Origin of the sequence: Pseudomonas sp. Irchel 3E20 (assembly GCF_900187645.1) — a bacterium.
Classification (GTDB): Bacteria; Pseudomonadota; Gammaproteobacteria; order Pseudomonadales; family Pseudomonadaceae; genus Aquipseudomonas.
The window spans coordinates 143,798-160,134 of record NZ_FYEE01000009.1 but is presented as its reverse complement, the minus strand read 5'-3'; the positions used below and the strand labels follow the sequence as shown (position 1 = coordinate 160,134).

The 16,337-nt window shown below is 62.7% G+C and carries 7 protein-coding genes and 1 pseudogene; 6 read left to right on the top strand and 2 right to left on the bottom strand.

The window, feature by feature from the left end; translation table 11 throughout:
* Nucleotides 1–18: 18 nt before the first annotated feature.
* Nucleotides 19–492, bottom strand: coding sequence for a GNAT family N-acetyltransferase (locus tag CKW13_RS17355; RefSeq protein WP_095109819.1), 474 nt, complete (start codon nt 490–492; stop codon nt 19–21).
* Nucleotides 493–1,017: 525 nt separating this feature from the next.
* On the opposite strand from CKW13_RS17355, the gene CKW13_RS17345 reads away from it, so the two are divergent.
* On the top strand, nt 1,018–1,479 hold the full coding sequence (locus CKW13_RS17345) for an anti-virulence regulator CigR family protein (RefSeq protein ID WP_095109817.1): 462 nt from the start codon (nt 1,018–1,020) through the stop codon (nt 1,477–1,479).
* 28 nt (nt 1,480–1,507) lie between these two features.
* Here the strand turns inward: CKW13_RS17345 and CKW13_RS17340 are convergent, their stop codons facing one another.
* Nucleotides 1,508–2,308: a GNAT family N-acetyltransferase gene (locus CKW13_RS17340; RefSeq protein ID WP_095109816.1), complete on the bottom strand. Its 801-nt coding sequence runs from the start codon at nt 2,306–2,308 to the stop codon at nt 1,508–1,510.
* A 166-nt stretch (nt 2,309–2,474) separates the two neighbouring features.
* On the opposite strand from CKW13_RS17340, the gene CKW13_RS17335 reads away from it, so the two are divergent.
* The 5 genes and pseudogenes from CKW13_RS17335 (at nt 2,475) to CKW13_RS17315 (ending at nt 16,337) form a co-directional block, all read left to right on the top strand.
* Nucleotides 2,475–2,840 carry a hypothetical protein gene (locus CKW13_RS17335; RefSeq protein WP_256576612.1) on the top strand — a complete coding sequence of 122 codons (366 nt, stop codon included), beginning with the start codon at nt 2,475–2,477 and terminating at the stop codon, nt 2,838–2,840.
* A 124-nt stretch (nt 2,841–2,964) separates the two neighbouring features.
* The gene (locus tag CKW13_RS17330; RefSeq protein ID WP_095109814.1) at nt 2,965–3,426 is read left to right on the top strand and encodes a YbjN domain-containing protein; all 462 of its coding nucleotides are present in this window, start codon (nt 2,965–2,967) and stop codon (nt 3,424–3,426) included.
* Nucleotides 3,423–4,367, top strand: a complete 945-nt coding sequence (locus tag CKW13_RS17325; RefSeq protein WP_095109813.1) for a peptidylprolyl isomerase — start codon at nt 3,423–3,425, stop codon at nt 4,365–4,367. Before CKW13_RS17330 ends, CKW13_RS17325 begins: the two co-directional genes overlap by 4 nt.
* A gap of 241 nt (nt 4,368–4,608) precedes the next feature.
* A complete protein-coding gene (locus CKW13_RS17320; protein ID WP_095109812.1) occupies nt 4,609–14,901 on the top strand; it encodes an autotransporter-associated beta strand repeat-containing protein in 10,293 nt (3,430 codons plus the stop codon).
* Between the two features lie 348 nt (nt 14,902–15,249).
* Nucleotides 15,250–16,337: pseudogene (locus CKW13_RS17315) on the top strand (IS3 family transposase).

Sequence of the window (16,337 nt, the reverse complement as noted above, 5' to 3'; positions counted from 1 at the left end):
GCCTGGGCGAACTCCCGATCACCCTATGAACTTGACGTACACGAGCTCAGGGTCTTGTTCGTCAAGATTCTCGATTCGCCCGCTTGGCACAAAACCTGCCTTTACCATCAGGGCCTGCGACGCGCTGTTGGACGCATTGCATGAAGTAAACAGCTTGGGTGTGGTGCACGCGGCTTCGGCCGCCGCCAGCAAACCCAGTGCCGCGCCCTGACGTTGGTGTGCCTCGGCCACAACCACCAGCGCCACAAAGCCGTGGCCGAAAAAATCATGGGTCAGCACCAGGTAGCCCACGTGCTGGCCCGCGGTGACGGCTACCAGGCAGTGCCGGCCAATGACAGCATCGTCGATAAAGGCGCGACGGCTGGCGTGGGCCGCCGCATAGCTGTCCATGGCGATCAGTGCAGGCACGTCGGCGGGCAGTGCCTGGCGGATCAGCCAGTTCGTAGCGGCAGGTAGGGGCGCAGCACGATGAGGCGCAAATTTTACAGGCATCGATCATGGCTCTTGTCTGTAGGTGATTGGGATGTGAAGTGTAGGCTTGTTCCTTTTGTGCTGATCGCGATCCTTCAAGGCTTCGCGATAAGTCGCTGCTGTTTATAGTCTTGTGGATCACCTCGAGGGCGATAAAAGGAGTGGCACGATGGTCAAGGGAAGGTATCTGCATGAGGACACGCAAGTGTCGCCGGCGGTTCAGCGTCGCAACCAGCGAGCTTCGGGGCGGCGTTTACGGGCGTTGTTGGGGGAGTTAGGGATTTCTCCGATGGCGTTTTCCGAGTTCGTGGGCATTAGCCCCCAGTGCTTGACGAACTGGTTTGCCCGGGGGTTGCCGCGCCAACGGCTGGATGAAATGGCGCGGTTGTTGAGTGTGAGCCCTGTGTGGCTGGCCATGGGGGTGGGTGAAAGGCATCTGGTGCCACCACGTCGCGGGCAGCCGTACACTTAAGCCTCATCTGCTGTCACCCAAGGGGCTAATACCGGCTACATTCCAGGGACCGTTCACTGCCTGAGAGTTAGCTCATGTTCAGATCATCCTCGTTTGCAGTCGCCGTGACCTGTATGGCTTTGGCATTGGGGTCCGCTTGCGCGCTGGCAGACCCTGGCAACGGCAAAGGCCAGGGCAATACCAAACATGCCGCTCAAAGCGGCCAAGGCCATGACAACTCGGGGAACAAAGGAAAAAACCCTGGCCCAGGCGAACGCAGCCATGGCCCCAGCGTTGATCGAGGCAGCGTGCTGGGTGTGTTGGGAGGTTATCGCGACTACTGGACGCCCGGCCCGTCGTTGCCACCCGGTATCCAAAAGAACCTGGCACGGGGTAAGCCGCTCCCGCCAGGTATTGCCAAGAAGCTGGATGGACGGTTGCTGGGCAGGCTGCCCCATTACGACGGGTATGAATGGCAGCAGGCGGGCACCGATCTGATCCTGGTCACCCTGGCCACTGGCCTTATATACGAGGTGCTCAGTGGGGCCTTTGATTGAGGGGCATTGCGGCTACTGCGGTTGAAGGTCAGTTATCTGCCAAGCGATACAGCCCTTGAGCGTGGGATACCGTCAGGCCAGCTCGTTGTAGGTTCCGCCGGCTTTGCGAGTTGGCCAGGGCGGTGGCGGCGATCATACGGCTGCCATGCTTTTTGGCCTGCTTTATCCGGTGAGTTATCAGCGCTGCATGATAGCCAAGTCCCCGGGCGTCCTTGCGCGTGGCGGCCGTCCCAAGGTAAGCGATGCCGTTACTGGCCAAAAACATCAATGCGCCTGCCACGACGTCTCCATCAACGTTAAGCACGTAGATCTTCGCCCGTTCGCTCGACGCAAACCCTGCAAAGGAAGCTTGATTCAATAAGCGCTGTTGCGGTTTGGTATGGAAACCACCGGCATGAATACGGGCGAATTGCGCAAGAGTCTGTGGCGTGACCTCCTCAATCTCGAAGGGGTGATGATTCACTGCCGCGCTGTCGATGGCACAGGCCAATTGCAAATGAGTCCAGCCTTTCAAACGCTCAAGGCGCTGCCCTGCTATTTGAGTGGATGGAGCCAGTTCGGAGGGCTTCGCGATCAGCGGGGTGACTGGGCGGTAGTGCGCGGATTGCTTGAGCAAGTTCAACAGGGTTTGGGAGTCGCCCGTGATGTCGGCATAGATCCGGTTGAACATTGGGCTAGGCGTTGCTTTCACATGGAAGCACGGCACGTTTGCATTGAAGAAAACGCTTGCGCCATAAGGGTTTCCATCCAGCCGAGTGAGGTTCTCGACTCTTGAGCTCAGGTACTCTCTTTCGGCGGCCTCAATGTCAAGAGCCAGGGCAACATCCATTCGTGCATTCCTTTGTTCAGCGCAACTTAACGAGCAATAAGAGCAGACCATACGCTTGTGCCCAGGTCCGTACTAGTTGGGACGGTGCTTCAATATCGGGTTTTGCTTGTGTGCCACTGATGGCTATGAAGGGGAATAAAGTTTTATGGGGGTGGAAAGTAGTGTCTTGGCGTTCTTGAAACGCTATCGGTATTTATTACTGGCGCTGATGATCGCGGCCTCGCTGGTAAACGCTTTTGTGCGCTTTGCCGGGGATGGACGCGATTTCATTGGTGCGGTGGCGGTGCATGGATGGTTTGTCCAGGCGGTCTTTGCTTACTTGCGAGGAGGCTGGGTCGGGCTTGGGCCGGGTGGTTTAGCCAAAGATGCGAACCCCATGGGCAGAGCCGCTTTAGCGGCCACGGCGTTCGGCTTTTACTTGCTGATGTTCACCTACGGTGGCGCTTCTAACGATGATCCGATCCATGAAAAAACAGCGTCGGACTGGACGATGCCGAGCCGAGAAGAGTTCAGGCGAGCGACGGCGCCATAGCGTGCCGTCTTGATAGTTAATCTTCGGCAGGTAGATAGAACGGATACCCCCCCCTGCACAGCATGATATCAATGTGCTACAAATTGCGTTTTTTAAACGCGCCACTTCACAAGGAAAGCACTGGATGAGCTCTACCGAATTGATCGACTTCGTCACCGCTGATTCGCTGACCAGCTTGTTGCAAGACGCCGGTTGCCGAGTGACCCGCGGCGAGCAGAACGGTGTGGAGCAATTACTCACCGCCAGCCAGGGTATCGGTTTCGCGGTGCGCTTTGGTAATCAAGGGCAGGAATCCGGGCGTTATCTGGACTTCATCTACAGCTGTGCCCTGCATATTCAGGGTGAGTTGCCTCAAGGCCTGGCCAATCAGTGGAACGCCTCGCGTCGTTTTGCTCGGCTCTCGGTACAGGGCGCGTTTTTGGTGATGGAAATGGATGTGGTGGTTGCTGACGGTGTCAGCCCTAGAAACCTGCTCGGCAGCCTGGTGCTGTGGGATCGGTTGTTGCAGGAAGTGGTGGTGTACCTGCGTGACTACAGCCGCAATGCGACTGGCGCGGTACCGAACGAAGCGGTAACGGCTTCGTGAGTCGTCGCGTTGTTCTGGCCGGCGCGGGGGCGTTGGCCGTGCTGGTGGTGGCCGTTGCGCTGGGGCTGCGTTCTGGCGAGGTGACATCGACTGCCGATGCCATGCCTGCGGTGAATGCAGCGGGCAGTGAAGCCGTGGCGCGGCTGGGGGATCTCCAGGTAGACGCCAAGGATGTAAAAGCGCTGTTGGAGCAGTTGCCCGCGGCGTCGCAGCAACAATTGCGGGGCGACCGTGCGGCCCTGGAAACCTGGCTGCGCGCTCGTCTGGCAGAAAAGGCGTTGTACCAGCAAGCCGAGGCCAAGGGGTGGTCGCAGCGCCCTGAAGTCCAGGCGCAGACCCGTGCGGCCGTTGAGCAGATCGTGCTACGCAGCTATTTGAGCTCGATGACCCAAGTACCGCAGAGCTACCCGAGCGAGGCGGAACTTGAGCAAGCCTATGAGGCCAGCAAGGCTTCTGTGCAGGTACCGGCGGTTTACCGTCTGAGCCAGATCTTCCTGAGTGTGCCCGACGAGCAGGCCGCAGACAGCGTGCGCGACCAGGCCCTGGCGTTGAGCAAACGCGCCCACGCGGCGGGTGCCGATTTCGCCGAGTTGGCGCGCACCTATTCGCAAGACCAGGGCAGCGCGGCCCGCGGCGGAGATATCGGGCCGCAACCCTTGGCGCAATTGTTGCCGGAAGCCCGCGGTGTCGTGCCCAAGCTCAAGGTGGGGGAAGTGAGCGAGCCGCTGCGCAGTTCGTTGGGGTTTCACATCATCAAATTGACCGAGGCCCAGCCAGCGCGTGTGGCCAGTTTCGATGACGTGCGTGGCCAGTTGCGTGAGGCGCTCCGGGCGCAGCGCCAGGAACAGCTTGCCAAGGCGTATGTGGACGGGGTGCTCAACAGCGGTACTTTGAGTATCGACGGTGCGGCGCTCAATCAGGTGCTCGAAGGGCAACGCTGAGGCGCTGCATACACCTCGGCCACAGGCTTTGCCTGAGCCCGTATCCAGGCGTTCAGCGCTTGCAAACTGCGTGGCCTGCGCAGGGGGCACAAAAACACGCGTGCCCCTCTAGCCAAGTAATGGCACATTGATGTAAAAAAGCCACTATTTTATTAGCATGCCAAGGTCAGGCCCGTTAATCGCTCGCGTAGTGCTGCTACGTCGCCAGGAGGGATGAGTCTGATCCACATAAGGAGTTGTTGTGGACAGACGTAGAACTGCAGTACCGCGCACCGCCCGTAGCCCCTTGTCGCTGTCGATCAGCCTGGCGGCCGCGGGGCTGCTGGCCAGCTTCAGCAGCGCGGATGTGCTCGCCGCCTGCACCCCCGGCGTTCCCACCAACGGGGTCACCGTCACCTGCACCGCGATAGATCAGCAGGATTTCGACAGTTCTGCCAGCAATCTGACGGTAAACATTATTCCCAGCGCCATTGTCAGTTCCAGCGGCAGCGGCAGCCCGGTGATCCAGCTCACCGGCAGCAACAACACCCTCGTCAACAGCGGCCAGATCTACCCCTCCAACAGCGGGCAGCAGAGCCAGCTGACCACTGGCCTGAAAGTGGGCAACAGCAATGCCCAGAACATCTCGATCACCAACAACTCCACCGGCTGGATTTCCGGCACCGGTGCCAACCTGGGCCCCTCCATTTTCGACCTCAAGGGCATGGCGCTGGATGTTCAGGCCGGCGCGGGCGGCAAGGTGACCCTCGTCAACAACGGCACCATTTTCTCCGACCCGATCCTCGGGGCGACGCTGGAAGTGGCCGACATGCCCAACGTGGCGGTCTACGGCGGTGCTCAGGTCGAGATGACCAACACCAACCAACTCTATGGCCGGGTTGCTTTTCAGGCCTCGGCCGAGGGCAACGTCTTCACCAACACTGGCTCGCTGGTGGGCAGCCTGTCCATGGGCGCCGGTGGTGGCAACAACCGCTTCAACGCCGTCACTGGCTCGTCGCTGCACAGCGGCGGTGTCTTCGGCGCCAGCGCCGTGACCGTCGCCTCCAACCCGGACCTGGTGTTCGTCGCCCCCGGGATGGTCGATGGCGGCGCCGGTGGCTCCAACACCTTGGCGCTGCAGAATGCCGTGGGTGGCGGTTTTGGTAGCGCGGGCAGTGGCAACATCTCGTCGGCGGGTTACCTCAACTTCAGCAACCTGCTGGTGCAAAGCGGTACTTGGACGGTAAGCGGCGCGCTGCTCACCGGCGCCAGCACCAGTACCAGCCTGAGCGGCGGCGTGCTGTCGGTGAATAATGGCGCGGTGTTTGGCACCAGCCACATCAACGCCAATGGCGCGACCCTCATGTCCCACACGCCCTCCACGCTGATCCTGGCCAACGACATCAACCTGGGGGTGAACTTCCTCTCAGGCATTCACGGCCTGACCGTGAGCGGCAGCAATAACATCACCCTTGCCGGGGTGATCTCGGGTAACAGCACCTCGCCCTTGACCAAGAACGGCACCGGTGCGCTGCGCCTCAACGGTAGCAACACCTACACCGGCAACACGCTGCTTAACGCCGGTTCGCTCGTTATCGGCAGCAGCGAGGCCTTAAGCACAGGCGCCGTCAGCGCCGCCAACGGCACTCGGATCGACTCCGGCAGCGCCTCGACCCTGAGCAACAACTTTAACGTGGCGGGCACCGTGAGCTTCGGGGGCAACAGCACCCTGGCCCTGAGCGGTACGCTGCAGGGTGACGGCACTGCCGTGGTCAATAAGGATGGGGCGGGCACGCTGGTTCTTTCCGGTACCAACACCTACGGCGGCGGCACCACCCTGAGCGGCGGGACCCTGCTGGTCGGCAACAACGCCGCACTGGGCAGCGGCATGTTGACCGTTTCCGGCGCAGCCAACCTGGGCAGCACTGCGTCGGCGGTGTTGAACAACGCGGTCGACCTCAACAGCAACCTGACGGTCAGTGGCGATAACGCGCTGCGCCTCAACGGCAACATCAGCGGCGGCGCGGCCAACAAACTCATCAAGACCGGGCAAGGCAACCTGACCCTGGCCGGCACCAACAATTTCCAGGGCGGTATCGAGCTCAACGGCGGCACCCTGACGGTGGCCACCAACTCCGGTGCCCTGGGCAGCGGCGCCGTGACCGTCACCGGCGACAGCCGCTTGGCGTATAACGCGGCTCAGGTGATGAGCACTCCGATTGCCATCAACAGCGGGGTGACACTCGAGTTCGCCAACAATGTCCAAGTGATTCAATTGGGGCAGATCAGCGGCAGCGGCACCCTGGCCAAGACCGGGACCGATGAACTCATGCTGTTCATGGGCAATAGCTTCAGCGGTTTGCTGGACGTGCGCCAGGGTACCGTCAACGCCTCGGTCGCCAACGCCCTGGGCAACAACCCGGACCTGCTCGTGGGCAGCGGTGCCTCCGTGTCCATCATGGCCAGCAGCAGCATCAACAGCTTGGGTGGCAGCGGTCAGGTGAACCTCGCCTCCGGTAGCCTGTTCACGGTGGGCGCCGGCAACGCCAGTTCGACCTTCTCCGGTGTACTCAGCGGCGCGGGCAACCTGAACAAGGTCGGGACCGGCACCCTGACCCTGGGAGGCCTCAATGCCTTCACCGGCAATACGATGGTCAGTGCCGGCCGGTTGAACATTGCCTCCACCGGCAAGCTGGCCAGCAACCTGGTCACCGTGGGCAACGGTGCGACGCTCGGCGGCAGCGGTACGCTCATGGGCGGCGTAACCATCAATAATGGCGGCCATTTGGCCGTCACCAGCGCCAGCACGCTCAATACCGGCTCGCTGACCCTCGCCAGCGGCAGCAACCTGGATATCGGGCTGGGCACGCCGACCATCGCTACACCGATGCTCAACGTCACCGGCAACGTGACGATCAGCAACAGCACCTTTAACTTCAGCGATGTCGGTGGCTTGGCCAACGGTATCTACCGCCTGTTCAACTACACCGGCTCTCTTGTCTACGGCGGCGCCAACCCGGGTATCTTCCCCGCGGATGTGGTGCTGGGGCAGATCACCCTGTCGCTGGACTCCGTGGCCAAGACGGCCAACATCGTCGTCAATTCCCCAGCCCTGAGTACCCAGTATTGGGACGGCAACACCTCGCTCGCCAACGGCAGTGTCGACGGTGGCAGCGGCATCTGGCACACAGCCAACACCAACTGGACCAAGTCCACCGGCGCCAGTAACGATGTGTGGAAAGGCGTTTCGGCGGTGTTCCAGGCGGCCTCGGGCACCGTGTTCATCGAAGGCATCCAGAACGTCAGCGCCCTGCAGTTCAAGACCGATGGCTACGGGTTGATCGCAGGCACGGCAGGCGGGTTGAACCTGGTCAACGGCACCGGTGGCGCAGCGGTCGTGACGGTCGATAGCAATGTCGCTGCTCGGATCGAGGCCCCCCTCAGCGGCACCGGCAAGCTGCAGAAAAGCGGTGCCGGGACCCTGATCCTCGCCGGTAACAACAGCTACAGCGGTGGCACCACCCTCAGCGCTGGCACCCTGGTGCTGCGTCACGACAGCGCTCTGGGTAGCAGCGCCTTGAGACTCGCCTCCGGCACCACCCTGCGCGCCGACAACAGCGATGTGCAGTTGAGCAACGATGTGGCGCTCACCGGCGTGTCCAATATTGCGGCCGAAGGGACCACCCGCCTGGCCCTCAATGGTGTGGTCAGTGGCGCCGGCGGCCTGGTCAAGATCGGCACCGGCAACCTGGAGCTCAATGGTAATAACGCTCAACTGGGTAACACCTGGCTCAATGCCGGTGGCCTGGTACTGGGCAGCAGCACCGCCCTGGGTTCGGGAGCGTTGAATACGGCCAACAACACCACGCTCGACAGCCGCTTGCCCGGCGTGTCGGTTGGCAACAACGTGCTTTTCAGCGGCAACCTGACTGTCCTCGGCACCCAGGACCTGTCCCTGACCGGCATGGTGGTGGGCTCCGGTAACCTGATTAAAGACGGCGCCAGCACGCTGAACCTGGCCGGCGCCAATAGCCTGACCGGTACGGTCACGTTGAACCAAGGCACCTTGCGCCTGGGCCAGGACACATCGCTGGGCAACGCCAGCCTGGTGGTGGGCGGGGCGTCCACCCTGCAAGCGGCTGCGAACATCGCACTCAGCAATGCCGTCACGCTCGGCAGCGAACTCACCGTGAGCGGCGGCAACGATCTCACCCTCAACGGTGTGGTGTCCGGCGCCGCCGGGCTGGTCAAGGAGGGCAGTGGCAAGCTGACCTTGAGCGGCACCAACCTGTACCAGGGCAACACCACGTTGAACGCCGGCACCTTGGTGCTGGGTAATGCTGGTGCACTGGGCCATGGCCGACTGGATGTCGCCGGGAGCGCCGCGCTGGAAAGCGCCAGCGCCTTGACGGTGGGTAACGACGTCACCATCAGCGGTGACCTGACCGTGCAGGGCAGCGACAACCTGACCCTGGACGGTTCCGTCACCGGGATGGGCAGCCTGACCAAGGCCGGCACTGGCACCCTGACCCTTAACGGCGGCAACGGCTTCTACGGTACTTACAACGTCGATGGCGGTCGCCTGGTCAGCAGCACGGCCATCACGCTGGGCGAGCCGAGTGCGATCAATGTCGCTTCCGGCGCTACCTTGCAATTGGTCGCGGGGGCTGCCACCGGCCAGCTCAACGGCGCTGGCAGCGTTCAGCTCGATGCTGGCCAATTGCGGGTTGATGAGGGCACGTTCAGTGGCGCCCTGAGCGGTAACGGCGACCTCTACAAGAACGGCAGCGGCACGCTGCTGCTCAGCGGCACCAGCCATCTGGCCGGGGCGACCACCGTTGCCGGTGGCACTTTGCGGGTCGATGGCAACCTGGGCAACGGCAGTGTCTGGGTCGAGAATGGTGCAGCCCTGGCCGGCAGCGGCGCGCTGGGGGGGGCAGTGACCGTGGCCAACGGTGGCCACCTCAACCTGGCCGGCGGTTCAGTGCTGACGCTCGGTTCGCTGGTACTCAACGACAGCTCTAACCTCGACGTCGCCCTTGGCTCGGCTACGCCGGGCGCGGCAGGGCTGGCTAACGTCACCACAGACCTGACCCTGGACGGCACGCTCAACATCACCGACGCCGGCGGTTTCGGCATTGGCGTGTACCGCCTGTTCGATTACGGCGGCCTGTTGACTGACAACGGTCTGGGCTTCGGCGCGTTGCCGGCTGGCGTTCCGCGCAACGAGCTGGAGCTGCAGACCAGCGTCGCCAACCAGATCAACCTGGTAGTCGGCGGCGCCGCCGATATCCGCTTCTGGGACGGCAGCCAGTTGGCTGGCAACAGCATCGTCGAAGGCGGCAACGGCACCTGGAACAGCACCAACAGCAACTGGACCACCACCCACGCCGGGCTCAACCAAGCCTGGAACAGCACCTTCGCGGTGTTCCAAGGCGCGGCGGGCACTGTCACCGTTGACGGCACCCAAAGCGTCAGCGGGTTGCAATTCATCAATGACTACACCCTGGCCGGCGGCAGTGCGGGCCAGTTGCAACTGACCAACGGGATCAGTGGCTACACCGCGGTTCGCGTCGACAGCGGCAAGACCGCCACCCTCGACGTCAACCTCACCGGCAACGGCCTCCTGAACAAGCTGGACAGCGGCACCCTGGTGCTCAACAGCGCCAATACCTACAGCGGCGGAACCCGCCTGAGCGCGGGCACCCTGGTGGTGGGCAACAATGATGCGCTGGGTTCCGGCAGCCTGACGACGGCCGCCGGCACTACCCTGGACACCCTCACGGCGCTCAGCCTGATTAATGATCTGCACCTCGATGGCGCGTTGACGCTGGGCGGCAGCCATGACCTCGTACTGAACGGTCTGGTCCTGGGCAATGGCGCGCTGGTGAAGAACGGCAGCGGCACGCTGACCCTGAACCAGGCCAACAACTACATGGGCACCACGCTCAACGCCGGCACGCTGGTGCTGGGTAACAGCGCCGCCCTGGGCGCTGGCCAGTTGACGGTCGCTGGCGTGACCAGCCTCGATACCAGCGCTGCAATGACGTTGGGCAACGCCATCAATCTCGGCGTCAACGCCGGCTCCCGCTTGACCCTGGCCGGCAACCATGACTTGACCCTCAGTGGCGCGCTGATCGGTAACGGCACCCTGGTCAAGCAAGGCACCAGCACCCTCGACCTGACCGGCAACAGCAACTTCTTTGGCGCGTACCAGATCGACGGTGGCCGCCTCAACCTGTTGGGCAGCAATGGCACCAATGCCCCGCAGGTCAGCGTAGGCGCGGGCGCCATGCTGGGCGTCGGTGCCGACAGCACCTTGCACGTACTCAGCGGGCAGGGCACCGTCCAGCTCTACAACAACAGCGTCCTGACCCTGCGCAACGGCACCTATTACGGCAGCCTCACCGGGACTGGCAGCCTGAACATCGCCTCCGGCCTCGTGGCGCTGGCCGGCGTCAGCAACATCAATGGCGCTACCACCGTCTCCTCGGGCAGCCTGTACGCTCACGGTGCGCTGACCACGTCTTCGCTGGCCGTCGCCAATGGCGCCACCCTCGGTGGCAACGGCAGCGTCAACGGCGCCGTGACCATCGCCGATGGTGGCCACGTGCAGCTTTTGCACAGCAACACCCTGACCACCGGCGCCTTGGCCCTCAACAACGGCTCCAACCTCGATGCTTTCCTCGGCGCCGCCGTCGCGGGCGATGCAGGGCTGCTCAAGGTCAACGGTAACCTGGTGCTGGACGGCAAGCTCAACGTCACTGACGTGGGCGGCTTCGGCCTGGGCGTGTACCGCCTGATCGACTACACCGGCAGCCTGACTGACAACGGCCTGGCAATCGGCACGATCCCGGGCGGTCTGGTGGCAGGCGACCTGGAGGTGCAAACCAGCGTCACTAATCAGGTCAACCTGTTGGTCGGCGGCGCGGCGGGCAGCGTGCTGTTCTGGGACGGCACCGGAACAGGCCCCGGCAACGTGGCGGGCGGTAGCGGTACCTGGGGCGGGGCGACCAACAACTGGACCAACGCCAGCGGCAACTTCAACCAGAACTGGAACAACGGCTTCGCGGTGTTCCAGGGCGCGGCGGGCACCGTCACGGTCGAGGGCACCCAGACCGCCACTGGCCTACAGTTCGCCAGCGATGGCTACAGCCTGGTCGCGGGCAACGCGGGCCAGTTGAACCTGATAAACGCCTCCACCGGGTTTGCCGGGGTGCGCGTGGGCAGCGGCCAAACCGCCACGGTGGATGTGAACCTGAGCGGCAGCGCCACCCTGAACAAACTTGAAGCCGGCACCCTGGTGCTCAATGGCAACAACAGCTACAGCGGCGGCACCCAGCTCAGTGGCGGCACCCTGGTCCTGGGCAGCAACACGGCCCTGGGCAGCGGCACCCTGACCACGGCGGATCTGACTACCCTGGACAGCAACCGCGCGGTCAGCCTCGGCAATGCCATGGTGCTGAACGGCGGCCTGATCCTCGCGGGCAGCAACGACCTGAGCCTGGCCGGCAACATCAGTGGCGCGGGCGCCCTGGCGAAGAACGGCAACACCCACCTGACCCTGAGCGGTAGCAACAGCTACCAGGGCGGTACGTTGCTCAACGCCGGCAGCCTGACCCTCGGCCACAACGCCGCACTGGGCACTGGCGCGCTGGCCGTCCTCGGCAACACCCATCTGGACACCAGTGCCGCGTTGCAAGTAGGCAACGCCATCGCCATCTCGCAACAACTGACCCTCACCGGTAGCCACGACCTGAGCCTGAGCGGCGTGCTCAGCGGCAACGGCGCGCTCATCAAGAACGGCAGCGGCCAGTTGCTGCTCACCGGCAACAGCACCTACACCGGCAACACCGCAGTCAATGCCGGCGGCCTGACCGTCAACGGCACCTTCGCCAGCGCCAACGTCCAGGTCGCCAGCGGCGCCAGCCTCGCGGGCAGCGGCACGCTCACCGGCCAGGTCAGCCTGGCCGATGGCGCCACCCTGAACGTCGCCAGTGCCACTGCACCGCTGACCGTCGGCGGCCTGTCGCTGGCCTCGGCGAGCAACCTGAACTTCGCTCTCGGTGCGCCGGACACGCCGACCACACTGGTGAAAGTCAACGGCAACCTGACCCTGGACGGCATCCTCAACATCAGCAATGCCTCAGGCTTCGGCATCGGTGTGTACCAACTGTTCCGCTACGGCGGCAGCCTGAGCGACAACGGCCTGACCCTGGGCAATCTGCCGGCCAACTTCCTGGCCTCGCAGATGACCTTGCAAACCGCGTTGGCCAACCAGGTCAACCTGGTGGTCGACGAAGGCGACGGCGACCTGCTGTTCTGGAACGGTTCCAAGACCCATGCCGACGGCACTATCTCCGGTGGCGACGGTGTGTGGGGGGCGAACACCAACTGGACCAACTCCACCGGCAAGAACGCCAACGGTTGGAGCGGTGGCCAGTTCGCGGTCTTCGGCGGCCAGAGCGGTACCGTCACCCTCGAGGGCCAGCGCTCCTTCTCGGGTATCCAGTTCCTTAGCGGCGGCTACCAGTTGGTCGGTAATGCGGGCAGCGCTCTGGAGGCGGTCAATGCCGCCGACGGCAGCCTGGCCAGCGTGCGTGTAGCTGGTGACACCTCCGCCCTGATTGCTGCGCGACTGGTCGGTAGCGGCGGTATCAATAAACTCGACGGCGGTACCTTGGTGCTGTCGGGCGCCAACACCTACAGCGGTGGCACCACCGTCAGTGGCGGTGTGCTGATGGGCAACACCGTCAGCCTGCAAGGCGACATCGTCGACAACGCCAGCCTGGTCTTCCAGCAGGACGTCAACGGCACGTTCGGCGGCAACCTGAGCGGCACCGGTTCGGCCTTCAAGCGCGGCGCCGGCACGCTGTTGTTCAACGGCGACCACAGCTTCAGTGGCGACTTCGTGATCCAGGAAGGCGTGCTGCAGGTGGGTGAAACCGCCGCCAGCGCCCCAGCCACCTCGTTTGCCCGCTTTGCCCTGTTCGCCGCGCCGGTCGGCAATACGCTGGCTGCCAACGTCGTTGTCGCTGGCGGTGCTGGCCTCACCGGTACCGGTACGGTCAACAGCGTTATCAACCACGGCATCGTGCAGCCTGGCGCGAACGGTAACCTGACGGTCAGCGGCGATTTCACTAACGCCAGCGACGGTGCCCTGAACATCAACCTGACCCCGCTGCCGACGAGCCACCTGACCGTGGGCGGCACCGCTAAGCTGGCCGGTACGTTGAATGTGTTCGCGGCGGCGCCCTATACCGGTGATACCTCCTACACCCTGCTGACCGCCGACGGCGGCATCAGCGGCAAGTTCGACAGCGACAACATCGCCAGCCTGGGCATTGCCTCGAAACTGGCCTTCATCGACACCTCGCTGCGCTACGGCGCCCATGACGTCACCCTGTCGATGGCACGCAACAATACCGCGTTCGCCGACGTCGCCCTGAGCGACAACCAGCGTGGCGTCGCCGCCGCCCTGGATTCGGCTGCCGCACCGGCCAGCCTGCGCAGTGCCATCACCACCATGGACCGCGCCTCGGCGCAGGCTGCGTTCGACAGCCTGTCCGGTGAGATCCATGCCAGCACCACCAGCGTATTGCTGGAGGATTCGCGTTATGTGCGTAACACGGTCAACGACCGCATGCGCCAGGGCGACTGCGGCAATGGCGACCCGCGCAGCGTGCTGGCCCCCACCAGCGGGCAGCAGAGCAGCAGCGGCTGCCAGGGCCAAGGCGTGGGCTGGATCACTGCCCTGGGCGGCTGGGCCAGCAACGACGGCGGCCAAGGGGTTGCCAGCGTCGACCGCGATCTGTCCGGCTTCATGCTGGGTTTTGACAACAACCTGAGCGATGAATGGCGTGCGGGTATCGCCGCCGGTTACACCAAGACCAGCCTCGATGCGAGCAAGCGCAACGCCGACGCGTCGATCGACAGCTACCACCTGGCGAGCTACCTCAACTACCAACTCGATGCCTTCGCCGCACGCATGGGCGTCGGCTACAGCTGGCACGACATCGACAGCAAGCGTCATGCTGGCGTGGGTGGCAACAGCCAAGAGCTGAAAGCCAAGTACAAGGCCGGCACCGCGCAGGTGTTCGGTGAAGTGGGGTACGCCGTTGAGGCCGCTGGCATGGCGTTGGAGCCGTTCGCGGGCATCGCCTACGTCAATTACGACAGCGACACCGCGCGGGAGAAGGGCGGGGCAGGGGCGCTGCAGGCCAGTTCAAAACAGGACGCGACCTTCACCACCGTTGGCCTGCGCATGGGTAAGCAGTTCGCCCTGGATAATGGCACCACAGTTACGCCACGCGGCAGCCTCGGCTGGCGGCATGCTTTCGGCGACACCCACCCGGATGCGGACCTGCGCTTCGTCGACGGCGGCGCTGCGTTCAGCACCCAGGGCGTACCCATCGCCAAGGATGCCGCGGTGGTCGAAGCGGGTCTGGATGTGAGTGTCGGAGCAGCGGGCAAGGTGGGTCTGGGTTACTCGGGGCAGTTGTCCAGTGATAACCGGGATCATGCGGTGACCGTGAGCTTCAGTATGGGCTTCTAGAATCTACCACAGACATATCTGTCAATTTTGCGAGCTAAGGCCCTGTTTCTTCAGGGCCTTTTTGTTTTTCTTTGACGTCTAGTTATTTCGTGTCTACTTTTTTATTTGTCACCTAGAGGGCTTGTAAAAAAGAGGCGCCAATGTTTGATCTTCGCGTACGGTCTTTCGTCATGCAGTCAGGTGAGCGTCACTGCTTGGTGATTGATCGAAAGTCCGGCGTTCCCTTGTATGCGCCGAATCTATTTCTTACGACACAGGTTCGTAACGCGAGCCTGTCGGGTAATCCCCCCTGAAATCAGTGCTCGTCAGAAGTAGAATTTTCCCCTAATCGGATCAAGGAAATTTTGCGTGAGGACATCGCGTTTTTCAGATAGCCAGATCATCGCCATCCTCAAGCAGGCCGAAGCCGGCAGCCCAGTCCCTGAGCTGTGCCGTGAGCATGGCATCAGCTCGGCGACCTTCTACAAGTGACGCGCCAAGTTCGGCGGCATGGACGCCTCGTTGATGACTCGGCTGCGCGAGTTGGAAGACGAAAACCGTCGTCTCAAGAAGATGTATGCCGAGGAGCGCCTGAAGGCCGAAATCATTCAGGAGGCCATGGCAAAAAAGTGGTGAAGCCATCTCGGCAGCGAGAGATGGCCCAGCACGCGGTTCGTTCAGGCCGGGTCAGCATTAAACGGGCGTGCTTGGTTTTTGGCATCAGCATTACCTGCTATCGCTACCAACCTGGGCTGTCTTCGGAAAATGCTGAAATAGCCGATCACCTGATCCGGCTTACGCACAATCAGCGCAACTGGGGGTTCGGTCTGTGCTTCCTGTAGCTGCGCAACGTGAAAGGTCACCGCTGGAATCACAAGCGGGTGTACCGGATCTATCGGGAACTGGAGCTGAACCTGCGGATCAAGCCGCGTAAACGCATCGTTCGGAAGAAGCCTGAGCCTCTGGCGGTACCGGAGGCGATCAACCACTGCTGGTCGATGGACTTCATGCACGACCAACTGGCCGACGGTCGCAGCTTGCGCCTGTTCAACCTGATCGACGACTTCAATCGCGAAGCCTTGGCCATGGATATCGACCTGTCACCGCCAGCAGAGCGGGTTGTGCGTGCGCTGGATCAAGTGATCGAATGGCGTGGCAAGCCCCAGTCGATTCGCAGTGACAACGGCCCGGAATACATCAGCAGCAAGCTTATGCTGTGGGCAGAGAAGCATGGCATCCGGCTAGAACATATCCAGCCCGGTAATCCGCAACAGAACGCCTATGTCGAACGCTACAACCGTACAGTACGTTACGACTGGCTGGGGCATTACCTGTTCGAGTCCATCGCCGAGGTGCAAGAGCACGCCACGCGATGGATCTGGACATACAATCACGAACGGCCAAATATGGCCCTTGGAGGAATCACCCCCAAACAGAAGTTGGCCCTCGTGGCCTGA

Excerpts from the sequence above, each read along its gene's own strand:
- CKW13_RS17340 (WP_095109816.1), bottom strand. The coding sequence starts at position 2,308 with ATGGATGTTGCCCTGGCTCTTGACATTGAGGCCGCCGAAAGAGAGTAC.
- CKW13_RS17345 (WP_095109817.1), top strand. The coding sequence starts at position 1,018 with ATGTTCAGATCATCCTCGTTTGCAGTCGCCGTGACCTGTATGGCTTTG.
- CKW13_RS17330 (WP_095109814.1), top strand. The coding sequence starts at position 2,965 with ATGAGCTCTACCGAATTGATCGACTTCGTCACCGCTGATTCGCTGACC.
- CKW13_RS17355 (WP_095109819.1), bottom strand. The coding sequence starts at position 492 with ATGCCTGTAAAATTTGCGCCTCATCGTGCTGCGCCCCTACCTGCCGCT.